This is a genomic window from Gynurincola endophyticus, assembly GCF_003991195.1.
Classification (GTDB): Bacteria; Bacteroidota; Bacteroidia; order Chitinophagales; family Chitinophagaceae; genus Gynurincola; species Gynurincola endophyticus.
The window spans coordinates 81323-98238 of sequence record NZ_RCWL01000003.1; the positions used below are offsets into that span (position 1 = coordinate 81323).

At 37.8% G+C, this 16916-nt stretch carries 13 protein-coding genes; 7 read left to right on the forward strand and 6 right to left on the reverse strand.

Features of this window, described 5'->3' with window-relative positions:
- Positions 1 to 86: 86 nt before the first annotated feature.
- Positions 87 to 3857, reverse strand: a complete 3771-nt coding sequence (locus D9O48_RS06940) for a DEAD/DEAH box helicase (RefSeq protein WP_126972035.1) — start codon at positions 3855 to 3857, stop codon at positions 87 to 89.
- Between the two features lie 244 nt (positions 3858 to 4101).
- On the opposite strand from D9O48_RS06940, the gene D9O48_RS06945 reads away from it, so the two are divergent.
- Positions 4102 to 5727 carry a M28 family peptidase gene (locus D9O48_RS06945; protein WP_126972037.1) on the forward strand — a complete coding sequence of 542 codons (1626 nt, stop codon included), beginning with the start codon at positions 4102 to 4104 and terminating at the stop codon, positions 5725 to 5727.
- Position 5728: 1 nt separating this feature from the next.
- Positions 5729 to 6163, forward strand: a complete 435-nt coding sequence (locus D9O48_RS06950; protein WP_126972039.1) for an IPExxxVDY family protein — start codon at positions 5729 to 5731, stop codon at positions 6161 to 6163.
- 54 nt (positions 6164 to 6217) lie between these two features.
- Here D9O48_RS06950 and D9O48_RS06955 read toward each other — a convergent pair whose 3' ends face one another.
- Both D9O48_RS06955 and D9O48_RS06960 read right to left on the reverse strand, forming a co-directional pair.
- Complete coding sequence (locus D9O48_RS06955; RefSeq protein WP_126972041.1) at positions 6218 to 6847, reverse strand: hypothetical protein; 630 nt, start codon at positions 6845 to 6847, stop codon at positions 6218 to 6220.
- A 1-nt stretch (position 6848) separates the two neighbouring features.
- Positions 6849 to 7349 (reverse strand): RNA polymerase sigma factor, encoded by a 501-nt coding sequence (locus D9O48_RS06960; protein WP_199750525.1) that lies wholly within the window; start codon positions 7347 to 7349, stop codon positions 6849 to 6851.
- 124 nt (positions 7350 to 7473) lie between these two features.
- Between D9O48_RS06960 and D9O48_RS06965 the strand changes: the two genes are divergently transcribed.
- Positions 7474 to 7815: an arsenate reductase family protein gene (locus D9O48_RS06965; protein ID WP_126972043.1), complete on the forward strand. Its 342-nt coding sequence runs from the start codon at positions 7474 to 7476 to the stop codon at positions 7813 to 7815.
- Between the two features lies 1 nt (position 7816).
- On the opposite strand, the gene D9O48_RS06970 is transcribed toward D9O48_RS06965, so the two are convergent.
- The gene (locus D9O48_RS06970; RefSeq protein WP_126972045.1) at positions 7817 to 8356 is read right to left on the reverse strand and encodes a hypothetical protein; all 540 of its coding nucleotides are present in this window, start codon (positions 8354 to 8356) and stop codon (positions 7817 to 7819) included.
- Between the two features lie 253 nt (positions 8357 to 8609).
- Positions 8610 to 10970 carry an ATP-dependent helicase gene (locus D9O48_RS06975; protein WP_126972047.1) on the reverse strand — a complete coding sequence of 787 codons (2361 nt, stop codon included), beginning with the start codon at positions 10968 to 10970 and terminating at the stop codon, positions 8610 to 8612.
- A gap of 96 nt (positions 10971 to 11066) precedes the next feature.
- On the opposite strand from D9O48_RS06975, the gene D9O48_RS06980 reads away from it, so the two are divergent.
- Entirely contained in the window at positions 11067 to 11420 is a 354-nt protein-coding gene (locus D9O48_RS06980) for a hypothetical protein (protein WP_126972049.1), read from the forward strand.
- Positions 11420 to 13609, forward strand: a complete 2190-nt coding sequence (locus D9O48_RS06985) for a helix-turn-helix domain-containing protein (protein ID WP_126972051.1) — start codon at positions 11420 to 11422, stop codon at positions 13607 to 13609. The genes D9O48_RS06980 and D9O48_RS06985 overlap by 1 nt, the downstream gene beginning before the upstream one ends.
- 72 nt (positions 13610 to 13681) lie before the next feature.
- On the opposite strand, the gene D9O48_RS06990 is transcribed toward D9O48_RS06985, so the two are convergent.
- Positions 13682 to 14545 (reverse strand): OmpA family protein, encoded by an 864-nt coding sequence (locus tag D9O48_RS06990; protein WP_126972053.1) that lies wholly within the window; start codon positions 14543 to 14545, stop codon positions 13682 to 13684.
- A 430-nt stretch (positions 14546 to 14975) separates the two neighbouring features.
- On the opposite strand from D9O48_RS06990, the gene recA reads away from it, so the two are divergent.
- Together recA and D9O48_RS07000 are read left to right on the forward strand one after the other, a co-directional pair.
- A complete protein-coding gene (gene recA / locus D9O48_RS06995; RefSeq protein ID WP_126972055.1) occupies positions 14976 to 16010 on the forward strand; it encodes a recombinase RecA in 1035 nt (344 codons plus the stop codon).
- A gap of 426 nt (positions 16011 to 16436) precedes the next feature.
- Positions 16437 to 16892 (forward strand): methylglyoxal synthase, encoded by a 456-nt coding sequence (locus D9O48_RS07000; RefSeq protein ID WP_126972057.1) that lies wholly within the window; start codon positions 16437 to 16439, stop codon positions 16890 to 16892.
- Positions 16893 to 16916 lie beyond the last annotated feature (24 nt).

Genomic DNA, 16916 nt, shown 5'->3' on the forward strand with positions numbered 1-16916 from the left:
ATGTTAGACGCCCTCTTTACCAAAAACTTGTGGGTAATCTGTGAATAATTTAACTTTTTTTCTGCACCCGCTTCAAGTTGTCTTGACTAGCTGAATAAATACTCTACATCTTCTTTCGACAATGTTTTCACGAATCCTTCATCATCAGTAATCAGGTCTTTCGCCAGTAATCTTTTCCGTTCTTGCAGGGTAAGAATTTTATCTTCAATTGTATCCTTACAAATCATGCGGTAAGCAAAGATATTTTTGGTTTGGCCGATACGGTGTGTACGGTCAATTGCCTGTTGTTCAACTGCCGGGTTCCACCACGGATCTACTATATATACGTAATCGGCGGCAGTGAGGTTTAAACCCACACCACCTGCTTTGAGTGAAATCAGGAATACACGGCAATTTTCATCGTTTTGGAAACGATTAATTGCTTTTTCTCGATCCGGAGCACTGGTGCTACCGTCAAAGTATTCAAAATCAACATTTAATTCTTTCAGCTTTTCCCGAATTAATCCTAACATCCCCAAAAACTGCGAAAATACCAATGTTTTGTGATTTCCCATATTCTCAGCAATTTCGCGGCTCAACTCTTCTAGTTTAATAGAATGATTTTCAAAACGTTCTGCTTCATTCAAGATTGCCGGTGAATCGCAAATCTGTCTCAACTTCATCAAGCCCTGTAAGATTGTTAACTGTGAGCGCTGGATACCTTTTGACTCAATTGTTCCCATGATACGGTCTCTGAACTCATTTCTATAGGCATCGTAAATATTTCGCTGTTCATCACCCATTTCACAGAACAGAATAGTTTCGATCTTTTCAGGAAGATCTTTTGCTACCTGTTCTTTTGTTCTTCGTAAAATGAACGGAAACAATAGTTTGCGCAAATGATCCTTTCGATCCTGCTCGCCGAATTTATCAATCGGAATAGAAAACTCCTGTCTGAAAAATTCAATACTTCCCAGCATTCCCGGATTGAGGAAGTTCATTTGAGCAAAGATATCAAAGGTGTTATTCTGTAAGGGTGTACCACTTAAACAAATGCGGTGCCGGGCATTTACCAGCCCTGCCGCTTTCGTTACCTTACTGGTTGGATTCTTAATTGCCTGAGATTCATCGAGTACGGCAAAGTCGAACGCAATTTCTGTCAACAATTTTATATCACTTCGTAAAGTTCCGTAAGTTGTAATAACAATGTTTGCTTCTTCCAATTTCTCGCGGTTGCGGGTACGTTCACTTCCGTGATGAATATAGTAAGTCAGCCCCGGAGTAAATTTTTTAATCTCATTCTCCCAGTTAAACATCAGGGTAGTAGGACAAACGACGAGCGCTTTCAGACTTCCTTCGGAATATCTGTAGTAATATAAATATGAAAGTGCCTGTAATGTTTTACCAAGACCCATATCGTCGGCTAAAATCCCACCCCATCCGATTTCACGCAGGTAGTTTAGCCAGTGGAAACCGTGTGCCTGGTAAGGGCGTAAAATAGGCTTTAAATGTTCCGGAACAGGAATTTCTTCGATATTCTTAAAATTCCGGAGCTGCTCGTATTTTTCTTCGAGTTGAATGAATAATTCTTCTTCGTTTCTATTCTCATATAGCTCGTCAATTACGCTAAGATGGAATTTCGAAAGTTTCATCTTATCGTGTTTCCCTTCACCTACTCTGAATAAAAGTGAATATTTTTTAAGCCATTCTTCAGGAAGTACACCTAGAGAGCCATCAGACAATGGAACAAACTGTTGTTTATTTGCCAGCGCCTTTTTTACATCAGCAATGGTAACCTTTTGTTCGCCAAAATAGATATCTACTTTTGCATCAAACCAGTCGGTATTGCTGCTGATATGAATTTTCGTTTGTGGTTTTGCCGTATTAAATCTGAAATTTTTCAACGCTTCAAAACCATACACCGGAACTTTGAGATCGCGCATAGCGTCAACAAACAAAAAGAACCAGTTATTTTTCAACACGTCCGCTCCTTTTAAAGCCAGCTGAGTTCCCTCTTCAGGCTTTACGAAGTTAGAATGGAGGTTTTCAATTTCTTTTACAAAAGCATCTTCCAGTTCTTTATCCCGGTGAACCACCAGGATTTTACCGTTATCCGGAACATATAAGATATCCTTTCCACCCGGTTTTGTTTCAAAACCTTTGTAAGAAAAATAGGGTTGGAATACGAGGTAGTCGCCTTTTTCTTCCAACACCACTCTTTTTTCAGGCTGGCCTTCTTTCACCTCCTGAATTAAAGAGTGATCAAACTCAAGGTGATATCTTTTAGAGAGGGGTAAAATTTTTTTATTCAACTGTTGGCTCCATTCTTCTTTTGTAAAAAAGTATTTACCGGTACGGTAAACTGGAATCAGTTCATCAACAATTTCTGTAGAAGCCCATAAGTAAAGGTTTTGCTGGTATAACATCACCAGGGGACTGATCATTTCATTTTCTTCAATACCTACGAGTTGTCCGCTCAACTTAACCTTTACCAATACTTCTACGCCCCCATCTGCGGGTTGAACATAAAAAACCGGTTCGATGAAATTGGTTTCAATACCAACTTCATCTAAATATTGTGTTTTAAACGCTTTTCGTTCGGGCAATACGAAACTGATCGGCGTTTCAAGTAATAACTTTTTGATTTTAGGATGCAGATACTCTACCATTAACAGCTTGGTATCATCGGTTAACTCTTCATCTTCCGGTTGAATGATATTTTCCCATATTCCGCTGAACGGAGAGTTTTTATTGAGATATTTTGTGATTTCAGCACTTTGTGTTTTTCTCAATAACGGCACCAGTGCCCTGTCATTTTCCGGATAAGGGTCTAATGGAAGATATTTTGACAGATCTAATTTTTCAACATTACCAACAAACTCGTCCTGTTCATCATTTACTTCACCCGCCACAGCTTCGAGATTAAAGCCGGGGAAAGAATCTTTGATCTGTAACACAATACCAATTCTTTGAGCGATTGTCAGAGCCTGTGCTTCCTCTTCTTTAGGTTTGGCAACAACAGCCGGTGTATTTACCTTCTGAACCTGTTGAGCTACATAGTTTTTAGAGCTTTCTACAGGATTCAACCGCTTAATAGACGGATCAAGTACTCTCAGGAAGGGTTTTCCTTCTTTGTAGATGAACTCGAATTTATCGGTAAGATCATCATTCAAAGAGTATCCGTATAATGAGAGTAATTTATCTTTTTCTTTATCCCAGTTTCTGATACTGTCGAAGTAGTTCGGACCGTATGCATTCAGCAGCTGTAAGAATACAATTACTTTAGGTAAACATAACGGGTGTTGAATTTCATCGAAATTGGTAGCAGAGGTATCAAAGTTGCGTTCTTCATTTTTTCTGATCACCACTTCACTACTGAGGCCGTTTTCAAAATTGACCAGTGCTTTTACTGTTTCATCTTTGGCATAAATAATATCAGCCCGTTTTGTACGCAGGTAAACCTCTGCCTCCTGATAGGCTTCAGGGGAGCTCAGCAGCTTGATCGTTTTCAGATCAATACTTTTCATCTTGATCACCGTATGTTTCTGATCATATTGAATATCTTCCGCCTTGAGCAGATTTTTATCCAACATTTCCTGCAACTGAAAAAGGGCAGCAGATTCATGGCGGCAGATATCCCCCAGGTTGTATGGACATGAACAGCGAACGGTGAGTGCCCGCGGGTCATTAAACTTCTGAATCTGAACTTTATAGTTAGTAGAATAGCTGTCATCGCGTACGCGAAAAACTACTGCATCTAACAATTCGTCGTAATCCACCATTTCAACGTAACCGATCGCGTGTATTTTTTTACCACGTCTGATCACTTCATCGGTTCCATTGGTATATACATATTTAATAAGATGGGGTAATGCCATGCTAAAACTCCTGGTTTAATACTAATTTTCTGATTCCATTAGCATACGGTTGAGAAAAGGGCAATCTGCAAAAGTAACGTAAAAAAAATGACGTAAAAAAAGGAAATATCGTTTTCCGCTTCATTTTAACGAAAATCATATTTAATTTGGCGGTATTACTTGAAAACAGTGAGTTCATACTCATTGATTTGGTATGCACTTTGACTTAAAAGTGTACTTTTTACCTGAATTAAAAAAAGACAAAATGAGACAATTCTTCCTTTTTCTTGCCCTGATTTCTCCGTTTTTTATCAATGCCCAAAAACTAAAAAAAGCAGAGAAAGCGCAATTAGAGTATATGACGGCCCAGGTACAACATCTGGCTAGTGATGATTTAGAAGGAAGAAGAGCAGGTACTGATGCAGAGAAAAAGGCTGCAGCCTACATTCAGCAGCAATTTCAGCAAAACGGTATTACCAAAACATCTATTCAGAATTTTGATATTTACGACGGAAAGAAAGTAGACGCCACCAGTTTTTTTTACATTGATGAACAGGAGTTAAAGTTGAATTCAGATTTCTTCCCGTTTCCATTTACAAAAGCTACCGAGAATATCGAAGCACTGGTATCGCCTGCGTTACTTGAACCTAATTCAACCTGGATCGTTGATCTGGGAGAAATTGTAAAGAACGAGACGCTGCATCCTCATTTTGACTATATGAATGCGGTGAAAAATTATGCAGATCAGTTAGCTGAAAAAGGAGTAAAAGCAGTGATTGTTTATAATAAAAGTAAAGAAATTGCAGATTTGAGTTTTTCAGCGCAGGACCGTACTCCGGTAAGTAAAATTCCGGTGATTTATGTAACAAAAGCTGCGGCAAACAAATATTTAGCAGATCCTGAACAAGTATATAATCTTCATTTTAAAGCAAAAGTTTCTGACCAATACAGAACCAGTCAGAATGTAATAGCTTATTTAGACAGGGGGGCGGCTAAAACAATTGTAGTAGGCGCTCACTATGATCACTTAGGCTATGGCGAAGACGGCAATTCTACCGACCGTTCGGGAGTAAAGGCCATTCATAACGGTGCCGATGATAATGCCAGCGGAACGGCTGTATTGTTGCAACTGAGCAAATCAGTACAAACTTTTAAAACCAAAGATGTCAACTATTTATTTATCGCTTTCGGAGCTGAAGAGTTAGGGCTGTTAGGGTCAAAGCATTACGCTGATAATCCTACACTGAACCTGTCGAACGTAAAATTTATGATTAACCTCGACATGGTAGGCAGAATGAAAGAAAACCAATTTACCATTGGCGGATTCGGTACCTCTCCATATTGGAGCACATTGTTCAACCAACCTAACTTTTTAAGCGATTACAAAGTAAACTTTGATACCAGTGGTGTAGGCCCCAGTGACCACACCTCTTTTTACAGAAAAAACATTCCGGTATTGTTTTTCTTTACGGGCTCGCATACAGACTATCATAAACCAAGTGACGACGCTGATAAAATAAATTATTTGGGCATGTTGAAAATTACCCAACTTCTTGAAAAGGTGCTGAGTAAAGGGGAAACTGCTACAGAAATCGCCTTCCAGGCCACAAAAGAACCAACCATGGGTACTCGTAAATTCAACGTAACTTTGGGAGTGATGCCCGACTACAGTTATTCAGGAGTGGGTGTAAAGATTGATGGAGTTACTGAAGGCAGACCGGGTGCGAAAGCCGGCATTAAAGCGGGAGATATTATTCTTAAAATCGGAGATATCGCCACCAATTCAATGGACGGTTACATGAACGCTTTAGGCAGCTTTGAAAAAGGGCAATCGACTATTGTGATCGTAAAGAGAGGAGAAGAAGAAATCAAATTACCGATTGAGTTTTAAAATGAAACTGAAATTAGACCTTGAAGAAATAACTGATGAGTTTTTTGAAGACACTCGCATAATAGGGATTATGGCCCCTATTAAGCAATATCATTTTTGCTGGTCAATTAATGTACACCTGGGTTTTGATTTCAGAATCAATAATGATATCGAAATTCAGCTAATGAAGAAAGAGAGAAAATATTATTTCTCCATTGCCCAGCATGGCAGTGAAAGTCATGCTTTAAAGCATTATATCTATTGCAATAAATTTGACGGAGAATATTTACTTCCGGAATATAAACACCTGGATTTTCTGTGGCTGATGAAGGGAGAAAAAGTTGAAGAAGATTATTTTAGCACATTACTGAGCGAAATCAGGAACATTCATTCGATTCAGTTGGTAGCAGAGCTGTCGAAAGAAACACTCAAACACAGAAGTCATTTAATATTTTAATTTTAACCCCCAAAAAATTGGGGGTTCTTTCTTGGTTTTGATACCTATAGTAGATTATTCATCTACTTGTTTAACGAGGTTTTCGAGTTTATTCAAATGACTGCCGTAAAGTTTTTTTACATACCATCCATTAATGAATGGGGATATTAACGTTAAAATCACTCCGGTAATAATAAACACTACGAGCGAACTTTCCGTCGTAATATTTTCCCACATGGTTTTTTCAGGGAACTCTTTTTGTCCACGCGCAACAATTACCATCATGTAAGTGATAAAGTAAACGAGGGGTAATAAGAATACTCCGAACCAGTAGTAGAACCTTACGTATTTTTTAAGCAGGTTCAGATGTTTGATCAGGTTAACTTTTATTTTATCTGTATTATTCTGCATTTTGTTGAGGAGTGAGATCTTTCTGGAATAATAAAAGAGTCCTGCAAACAAAAAGACAGCAACAAAAATTGCATTGTTAATATATAGGCCTTGTTCTTTCGTTCCAAAATAAACAATCATGGCCGTGTAACTAATAATCATCACCCATAACTCAAGCAAAACATTTCTTTTAATCATTGCAATAGGATGTTTTGAATTCTTTTTCAAGATTTCAAACAAATCAGTTGCCGAAACAGTTTTTTGAGCTGGTTGCCCCTGTTCTTGCCAGAGCGATTTCAGGTTATCCAGTTCCATATTAATTATTATTAGTTATTTTTCTAAGTTTATCTTTAATTCTGTTCATTTTTACCCGCAGGTTATTCTGGTTAATACCGAGAATTTCTTCCATTTCATCATATGACCTATCGTCGAGATATAGCATCACAATACTTCGTTCAATTTCATTCAACTCTTTGATTGCGGTATATAGTTGGTAGAGTTGAGCTTCTTTTTCTTTGTCGTATTGTTCTAACTGTATTTCGACGGGAATGACTTCAGTAGAAACGGTTCGTATTGTTCTGGAAGTTTTTCGAATGGAGGTAATTGCGGTGTTAATCGCAATTCTGTACATCCATGTGCTGAATTTTGCATCACCTCTGAACTTTCCATATGACTTCCATAATTGTATTACGATCTCCTGAAATAAATCCTCCTTATCTTCTTCCTGGGTACAATACAGATGGGTTACCTTATGTATAATACCTCGGTTTTCTTGAATAAGCGCAATAAAGTCATTTTGGTTCATTTGATGACTCACCTACAGACAGTTTTTTATTATTAGTCGTCAGCTTTTATAGATTATTACAAATTCGGCATAAATTTTTAATTTTACCTTCTTTTATTTTAGATATTTCAGCAATTTAGTCCACAAGTTATTGATTATGAAGAAATTTTTCCATTTATCCACCTGTAGTACCTGCAAAACAATTATCAAAGAAATAAATCCTGCTGAAAAAGGTTTTAAGCTTCAAGACATTAAAACTGAACATATTAATGAGCAAGATCTGGACCAATTAAAGGAAATAGCGGGTTCATACGAAGCTTTATTTAACAGGCGTTCTCAAAAATATAAATCGATGAATTTAAAAGATCGGAACCTTTCCGAGGCAGATTATAAGAAGTTGATCTTATCTGAATATACATTTTTGAAACGTCCGGCAGTAATTGACGGAAAAAAATTGTTTTTAGGAAACTCCAAAGAATTACTGGAAGCCTACCAATAGTTTATTCACCCAAGTGTAGTAGTCGAAGGTTAATTAATCCGATACCACCGGCATAAGAGTAGCATGAGCTATACGTATAGTGGCAGGGATCTTGTATCCACCCGAACTCAATTGGAATTCGATGAATTTCATTCAATGCATTATACAATTCATGTTTATTCTTTTGAGAGAGTAGTTTTTTTTCGGTAGATGTTTGCCAAAGTAAAAAGGGATGAATTGACTTTAATTGTGTACTTGCATTTTCCAGATGTGGGTATATCCAGTCGAGTCGACTGTCATTTTCATCTTTCAGGCATTGAATAACCGAAGCGGCGCTTGGAATGAGAAAATGATTCTCAAATTTTTTCAGACTGGATGGTGCGGGAAAGTGTGCAATTATATCCAATTGATGATCTGTAAGGCACCAGGCGTGCATTACAATCAGCTTTTGTTTGATCAGATTGTTTAGTAGATCAATAATGACTTGTTTTGCAGTCTTTGATTCAAGTATATGAATCTTATCAATCGTTTTATAGTGTAATGCGTAGATCGGATAGTTCATAGGTGAATGATTTACTACACATTGGTGACATAAATTAAGAAAATTTCGGCAAAAAAAGTGTTAATAAAAACAAAAGTTGACATAAACCGTGTGTATCGTATTTACGTATAAGAGTAAAGAAAAATCTTTTTAAAAACGGGGCGTATAGCTCCTTCTGATACACACAGAAAAGCCCGGAGTCTTAAGACTCCGGGCTTTTCTGTGTCGCACGACTATTTATTTTATTATTATACGAATCTTTTTCTTGTATGGATTATCCTACAATCATCAGCTTAGCATAATTCAACATTATTTTCTTTTCTCCGTTTGTAGCAAACTTTACAGTTGCAATCGGGTTCAATTGTGATCCTTCCACCTTTATCACTTCACCAAAACCAAACTTCTGATGTTCTACTTTCTGGCCAGCCTGTAAGTTTGAAGTATCGCTCGGTTCAAAGTTGCTGGAAGGTTGATGATCTACCGTTTTAGCAGCAGGTTTAGGCCCCACATAAGACGGTACCGGAGGTTTCTTTTTTGGCGGAGGACCATATTGCTTCTCCGCAACATTGGCCGCATTTGCATTTGACCAACCGCTTCCCGGACGATTACCACTCATTCTTTCATAAGCACTTCCTCCACCAAACCCACCGGCATTTTTTACACCACCACCGGCAAATGACCGGTCAACATTCTCTTCCGGCAACTCTTCGAGAAACCTGCTCGGCTCATTCTGAACCAACTGCCCGAATCTATAGCGCGTATTAGCATAAGTTACCCATAACTTTTTCTTCGCACGGGTAATTACCACATAAAATAACCTTCTTTCTTCTTCCAACTCTTCTCTCGAGTTAATCGCCATAGCATTCGGAAACAAGGTTTCTTCAAGACCAGCAGCAAAAACACAAGAGAATTCTAACCCCTTCGCAGCATGAATCGTCATTAACTTTACCGTATCTGCATCCGGATCCTTGTCGTCGGCATCCGTTAACAAAGTAATTTGCTGAAGATATGCCCCCAATGATTTATCAGTAAGTTCCCCATCTTCATTATCCGGACTTTCGGTCCACTCTTTAATACTGTTTAATAACTCCTGAATATTTTCATATCGGGCTACCCCTTCAGTACTTTTATCATTAAAGAGTTCTTTTACGATACTCGTTTGTTTTCCCACATGAACAGCAACATCATAAGCATCTTTATGCTGAAGCATCGTACTAAAGCTTTGTAACATGGTTACAAACTGGCTGATTGATTCCAGTGTGCCGGCTTTAAATCCAAACATACTTGCTTTCTCCAACACTTCCCACATCGTGATATTATTCTGGTTAGCCGCCAGTAACACTCTGTCAATTGTTGTTTTACCAATGCCCCGAACCGGATAATTGATAATTCGTTTTAAAGCTTCTTCATCCTGTTTATTTACTATCAATCGCAGATAAGCCACAAAGTCTTTAATCTCTTTTCGTTGATAGAAACTAATGCCCCCGAACATGGTATATGGAATACCCATTCTTCTTAAAGCTTCCTCGAAAGCACGGCTTTGTGCATTCGTACGGTATAATATAGCAAAGTCTTTATTACTGAAATGATTTCTTAACTTTTGTTCCTGAATAGTATCTGCAACAAATTTGCCCTCATCATTATCAGTCATTGTACGAACGATGGTAATCTTTTCGCCGGGAGCATTTTCCGTCCAGAGATCTTTTGGAATCTGCCCCTTGTTGTTTCGGATTACTTCGTTGGCCGCATTCAATATAGATTTGGTACAACGGTAATTCTGTTCCAGTTTTACCACATGGGCATCTTCATAATCTTCCTGAAATTGCAGGATATTCTGAATCGTTGCACCCCTGAAACTATAAATACTTTGTGCATCATCACCTACCACACAAACATTCTCATGTGCAGCACCTAATAATTTTATTACTTCATACTGAGCAGGGTTGGTATCCTGATACTCATCGATCAGAATATATTTGAATTTACGCTGATACTTTGATAAACATTCCGGAACATTCCGTAGCAGTTCATAAAACTTTAACAACAGATCATCAAAGTCCATTGCACCGTTTTTAAAACAACGTTTTACATAGGCGTCATAAATCTGTGCCATCGCCGGACGATTGGCGCGATTATCTTCCTGTTGTATTTGATAATCGGTAGCATATTCAGCAGGACCTACCAACGAGTTTTTTGCAGAAGAAATTCTGCTGTAGACGGTAGCCGGTTTATAGTGCTTATCATCGAGGTTCATTTCATTCACCACCGTTTTAATAACACTTTTGGCATCGTCTGTATCATAAATAGTAAAACTGTTCGGATAACCGATATGATGTGCTTCAGCACGGAGAATGCGCGCAAAAACACTGTGGAAGGTACCGATGTATAAGTTTTTGGCTTCAGAATTACCCAAAATATGTTCGATACGCTCTTTCATTTCCTTCGCTGCCTTATTCGTAAACGTAAGCGCCAAAATATTAAAAGCATCTACCCCTGATGCCAGTAAATGTGCAATCCTGGTAGTCAAAACCTTTGTTTTACCACTACCGGCACCGGCAACAATCATCAACGGCCCGTTAATTCGTTCAACGGCTTCACGCTGTTTCTCATTCAAACCTTTTAAATACTCCTTCATGTGCGCAATTTACAGAATATAACTTGGGATCACAGCAAAATTTACTAGTTTGCCGCCATCATCTTTTTAAACATTATTTACGTAAAATAGTTGTACATGGAAGAGTTGCTTTTCGAAATTTTTGCAGATGCTGTGAGTTACACTGTGTATCAGGAAGGTATAACAGGAAAGGTAGTTGTGGAAGAAGCTTTGTTTGATGAAGAATCTAATTTATTACAGTTGGAAAATTCGTCTTTTACTGACTTTTACAGTTTTTGGAAAGTATTTTCGCAAAAAGAAAACTGGCACTACTTCCATCCTCTGTTTATTAACACTACCTACCGGCCTTTAGTAAAAGAAGCGCTGAAAAAAGTAGACTGGAATGTGCACCCGGACATAAAATGGCAGCAAAGCCATCAAAAACAATGGGACAAAGTACTAGCTGATCCCGGTAAATATTATTCAAAGTAATGGAGAAAAATATACAGTTTGAGTTGGCCTGTGAGTTTATAATGAATACCCATCAGTGTATTTTTATAACAGGAAAAGCGGGTACCGGAAAAACCACTCTGCTAAAACATTTACAAAAGTCTACCTTAAAGAATACAATGGTGGCTGCTCCTACCGGAATAGCTGCCATCCAGGCCGGAGGTGTAACGATACACTCCCTTTTTCAATTACCCTTTTCTCCCATCATTCCATTCGTGCAAGGACGGCTCGAAGACCATCCGCTCGTTCAACAAATGAAACTCACCAAAGCAAAACGCACATTGCTCAACGAATTGGAATTGCTCATTATTGACGAAGTAAGTATGGTGCGGGCTGATGTATTGGACGGTATTGATATTGTGCTGAGAGCCGTACGAAAAAATCCGCATATCCCTTTCGGTGGAGTACAGGTCGTTTATTTTGGAGACCTCTATCAATTGCCGCCGGTTATTAAAGCCAATGAATGGCAACAAAGTATCGGCAACTTTTACGAAAGCGGATTCATATTCGATAGTAAAGCATTCAAACAAAGTCCGCCTATTATCATTGAACTCGAAAAAATTTATCGCCAAACAGATATTCAGTTTATTAACTTACTCAACAGAATCCGGTTAAACCAATTATTACCGGAAGATATTGATGCAATTAATAAACATTATTTCCCCGGCTTCACAGCGCCGTCGAACGAAAACTATATTACCCTTACAGCATTGAATGCAGCTGCCGATAAAATCAACCAGCAACAACTTGAATTATTATCTACACCTGCTTTTCATTTTGAAGGATCTATTGAGGGAGACTTTCCCTCACACGCGCTTCCTACAGATCTTAAACTGACACTTAAAGAAGGGGCACAGGTGATGTTTATCAAAAACGATAAAGGAGAGGAGCGCCGATACTACAACGGCAAACTGGCACAGATTGAAAAAATCAGTGATGCGAAAATATGGATCAAGCTGCTGGATAACGGCTACACGTTTGAGCTCGAAAAAGAAGAATGGATAAATATCCGCTATTCATATGATGAAAAAACAAAGTCCATCAAAGAAGAAGAGCTCGGAAGTTTTAAACAGTATCCGCTTAAATTAGCCTGGGCAATTACCATTCACAAAAGCCAGGGATTAACTTTCGAAAAAGCCATTATTGATGCCGGCGATGCATTTGCTGCCGGACAAGTATATGTTGCCCTCAGCAGACTTTCTAATAAAGAAGGGCTCGTTCTCAATACACGAATATCCCGATCAAGTATTACGGTAGAAGAAAGAGTTGTTCGTTTCTACCAGCGTGTCAGCCACTCTACAGAATTACAGAACCTGTTGAACGTTGCAAAAAAAAGATATCTGACGCTACGGTTAGTAGAAGCATTTGACTGGAAAGACTGTTTAATACAGTGGGATGATTTTGTAGAAGAAGTAAAACACCTGAACCTTCCCGATAAACAAAAGGAAATGTTATGGGTGCTGGAAACGGATAAAACCATCAACTTTTATCACAATACCGGAAAAAACTTCATCGCTCAGATAAGCCATGCATTACAAACAGAAAAGAGCAATAATTTCGAGTGGATAAAAGAACGTTTATTGTCCGGTTGCGCATATTACCGCAAAAAACTGGTTCCTTTTCTGGAAGACTGGTATCAGCATATAGAACAACAACCGGAAGGAACCGATTCTTTTTATCTGAAGTTTAACACGCAACAATATCAGCAGGCATTTCTGATAGAAAAGAAACTGGAATTTTTAGAGCAATTATTAGCAGGTTTTATTCAGGAAAGCGACTTACTGAAGTGGAATGAACAGGCACTCCGGAATTTCGAGGCTTCAGATGTCAGGTTATTAAAATATACCGGAAAAAAAGGTACGTCAGGCACATCCGGAAAAACCTCTATCGATTTGTTCATTGCCGGAACGAGCATCGGGCAAATTGCTCAATTCAGAGGAATAAAGGAATCGACTGTATATTCACACCTCGCAGAAGGTGTTGAACAGGGCAAAATACAAGCGGAAAAGCTGGTACCGAAAAATGATCTCGAAAAAATGGTACGTTTGATAAAAGAACACGCATTTGTAAGTCTTAAAGAAACAAAAGACTACTTCGGCGAAGAACACAGTTACGAACAGATAAAAATAGCAATGGCATATATCAAACGACAGGAAGCTTTAAACAATTAAAAGTGAATGATATAAAACAAAAAACCTCCTCAGTACAAATTCTGAGGAGGTTTTTTTATAATCTTATTCGAATTATTTGGTTTCAAATAATTTGAAGAATTGATCTAACTGAGGTAAGATTACGATTCTGGTACGACGGTTAGCAGCTTTACCTTCTTTAGTATCGTTGCTGGCAACAGGTACGTATTCTGCACGACCTGCAGCAGTCATTTTCGCAGGATCTAAACCATGCTCTTTTTGTAATAATTTAACCACTGAAGTTGCACGTTTAACTGAAAGATCCCAGTTATCCATGTCTGCACCTTTAGCGTAAGCAGCGTTGTCAGTATGACCTTCAACCATGAATTCAATATCAGATTGATTTTTCAATACCTGAGCAACTTTACCTAATACGGTTTTAGCTTCTTTAGTAACTTCGAAGCTGCCGTTTTTGAATAATAATTTATCAGAGATATCGATGTAAACTACACCTTTATCAATTTTGATGTTTACGTCCTGATCATCAAGATTACCGATAGCTCCTTTAAGATTCATCACTAAAGCCATGTTTAATGAGTCTTTACGAGCTAAGGTTGTTTGTAAACCTTGAATATATGCATCTTTAGCACCAATGTTATCTAAAGATTGTTTGATACTTTGTGCCTGAGCTGTAGAGATTACTGATAAATCTTCTAATTGCTTTAAAGCTAAGTTGTTGTTTTCTTTTAAGAAAGCGATTTGTTTTTTCAGGCTTTCAATATCGTTCAATAATGCAACCGCTTTTTTAGCTTCTTCAGCTTTTAAATCTTCACAAGACTGTAAATCACCTTGTAATTTAGCATTTGCTGCAGTTAATTCTTCGTTTTTTGCAAGCTGTTCTTTGTACTTTTTTTGGCTTACACATGAGAAAAGCAGGACTGGGGTTAAACCTGCTAATAAAGCATGTTTGAAATTCATATAACTCAATTTAAATGATAAAAAAGTTTCTACGGCAACCGAGGCTGTTTAAACAACATTCGTGCCTAAATTAACAACAAAGTTGTAAACCAGCGCTATAATCTGTTGAATTTTAACGTTTTTTAAGAACTATTGGTCAAAATTCACGCACTAAGATAAACATAACGCGGAATAGGCGCGAAAAAGTGTATAACTTTCTTAAAAAATTATTTCACAATTAGTTATCAACAACTACAGAAAAGTCTCATTGAATTTATTATACATTCAACTTATTTCTAATAATATTACGTATATAATATAGGCTCGTATGAGCATAAAAGTGGTTAGATAAAATAATTAGCTAATTTTTGCTAAAAATATTAGTTATTTCAAAATAATATTTATCTTTGACCTCTCAACTAATTCATTCAAATTATAAACGATCCAAAATATGTCAAGCGAAAAGAATAGCGAGAAAAACAGCGAAAAGAGTGGCGAAAAATTAAAAGCACTAAAACTTACCATGGACAAAATCGAAAAAGATTTTGGTAAGGGTAGTGTAATGATGATGAATGAAAAATCGCAGGATGCTATAGAAACTATTTCTACCGGCTCTATCGGCCTGGATGTAGCATTAGGAATCGGCGGTTTTCCGAAAGGTAGAATTGTGGAGATTTACGGACCGGAATCTTCTGGTAAAACAACTATCGCTATTCACGTAATTGCTGAAGCACAGAAAAAAGGTGGTATGTGTGCAATTATAGATGCTGAGCATGCTTTTGACAGCATTTACGCACGCAAATTGGGCGTTGACGTTGATAATTTATTAATCTCACAACCTGACTATGGTGAGCAGGCACTTGAAATTGCAGACCGGCTGATACTATCAGGAGCTTTAGACGTAGTGGTGATCGACTCAGTAGCCGCCCTCGTTCCTAAAGGTGAACTGGAAGGAGAAATGGGAGACAGTAAAATGGGATTACAAGCCCGCCTGATGTCACAAGCTTTAAGAAAATTAACCGCAACTATTAATAAAACAAACACGATTTGCATCTTTATCAACCAGTTGAGAGAAAAAATCGGTGTAATGTTCGGAAACCCTGAAACCACAACGGGAGGTAACGCCTTAAAATTCTATTCATCCGTACGTTTAGACATCCGCCGTATGGCTCAGATCAAAGACGGTGATGAAGCAGTAGGAAACAGAGTGAAAGTGAAAGTGGTAAAAAATAAAGTGGCTCCTCCTTTCAGAAGTGCAGAATTTGATATCGTTTTCGGAGAAGGAATCTCTAAGGCAGGTGAAATACTGGATATGGGTGTTGATCTCGGTGTTGTTGGTAAAAGTGGTAGCTGGTTTAGCTACAACAACGATAAATTGGGTCAGGGAAGAGATTCGGTGAAAAAATTACTCATCGATAATCCTGAACTTGCCAACGAAATCGAAGCTAAAATCAGAGAAAAAATTAAAGAAATGCAGGAAGCATAAAATCTTGGATGGGTTAGTAAAGTAGAAAAATGGTCTCAACGATTACGTTGCAGGCCATTTTTTATATACAAATTATTCATAATGAACTATATACATAAAAAAAGGGGTCAGAATAGAAATTCAACCCCGCTTTTAAAATCCAATATCCTATGAAAAACCGAGGTAAAAATAAGTCCAATTTTCCTAATACACAATACTATTTAAAGGTTATTTTTAAATTAATTGTTAATTGATGCTCAACTTTGTTAAAATCAATTAACTGCTCTAAACCAAGGAGTTTTAAATTAAAATAAAAACAATGTGTAAGCATTTGTTTTTCAAACAAGTAACTCAATTGCTTACGAAGCCGTTCAAAAATTATAAAAAATAACCAACTTATACATTTACAGTATCTTTAACACCTCCTATCAAGTAACTTATAACCAAATGGATACATCTAGAAAGCTTCACGCAAGAAAAAGAATTGCACTGGTGGCACACGACAATAAGAAAAAGGATCTGATCGATTGGGCAATTTTTAATAAAGTAGCTCTGGCAAAACATGAGTTAGTAGCAACTGGTACCACCGGAAAACTTTTAGAAGAAGAACTCGATCGCCCCGTTAAAAAACTACTAAGCGGACCGCTGGGTGGTGACCAGCAAATAGGAGCTTTGATCGCTCAGGGCGAAATAGACGCACTCATCTTCTTTTGGGACCCAATGGAAGCACAACCACATGACAGTGATGTAAAAGCGCTTTTACGTGTTGCTGTGGCATGGAATTGTATTGTTGCAATGGATCGCTCAACAGCCGACTTTGTGCTAACATCTAAATTGATGCATGAAGAATATACTATAAAACTGCAAGACTATTCTGGCTATCTGAAAAGAAAAATAGAATAAGTCATCCAAACTGACTGTGTGTTT

Coding starts and splice junctions, on each gene's coding strand:
- D9O48_RS06940 (WP_126972035.1), bottom strand. CDS start 3,857: ATGGCATTACCCCATCTTATTAAATATGTATATACCAATGGAACCGAT.
- D9O48_RS06945 (WP_126972037.1), top strand. CDS start 4,102: ATGAGACAATTCTTCCTTTTTCTTGCCCTGATTTCTCCGTTTTTTATC.
- D9O48_RS06950 (WP_126972039.1), top strand. CDS start 5,729: ATGAAACTGAAATTAGACCTTGAAGAAATAACTGATGAGTTTTTTGAA.
- D9O48_RS06955 (WP_126972041.1), bottom strand. CDS start 6,847: ATGGAACTGGATAACCTGAAATCGCTCTGGCAAGAACAGGGGCAACCA.
- D9O48_RS06965 (WP_126972043.1), top strand. CDS start 7,474: ATGAAGAAATTTTTCCATTTATCCACCTGTAGTACCTGCAAAACAATT.
- D9O48_RS06970 (WP_126972045.1), bottom strand. CDS start 8,356: ATGAACTATCCGATCTACGCATTACACTATAAAACGATTGATAAGATT.
- D9O48_RS06975 (WP_126972047.1), bottom strand. CDS start 10,970: ATGAAGGAGTATTTAAAAGGTTTGAATGAGAAACAGCGTGAAGCCGTT.
- D9O48_RS06980 (WP_126972049.1), top strand. CDS start 11,067: ATGGAAGAGTTGCTTTTCGAAATTTTTGCAGATGCTGTGAGTTACACT.
- D9O48_RS06985 (WP_126972051.1), top strand. CDS start 11,420: ATGGAGAAAAATATACAGTTTGAGTTGGCCTGTGAGTTTATAATGAAT.
- D9O48_RS06990 (WP_126972053.1), bottom strand. CDS start 14,545: ATGAATTTCAAACATGCTTTATTAGCAGGTTTAACCCCAGTCCTGCTT.
- recA (WP_126972055.1), top strand. CDS start 14,976: ATGTCAAGCGAAAAGAATAGCGAGAAAAACAGCGAAAAGAGTGGCGAA.
- D9O48_RS07000 (WP_126972057.1), top strand. CDS start 16,437: ATGGATACATCTAGAAAGCTTCACGCAAGAAAAAGAATTGCACTGGTG.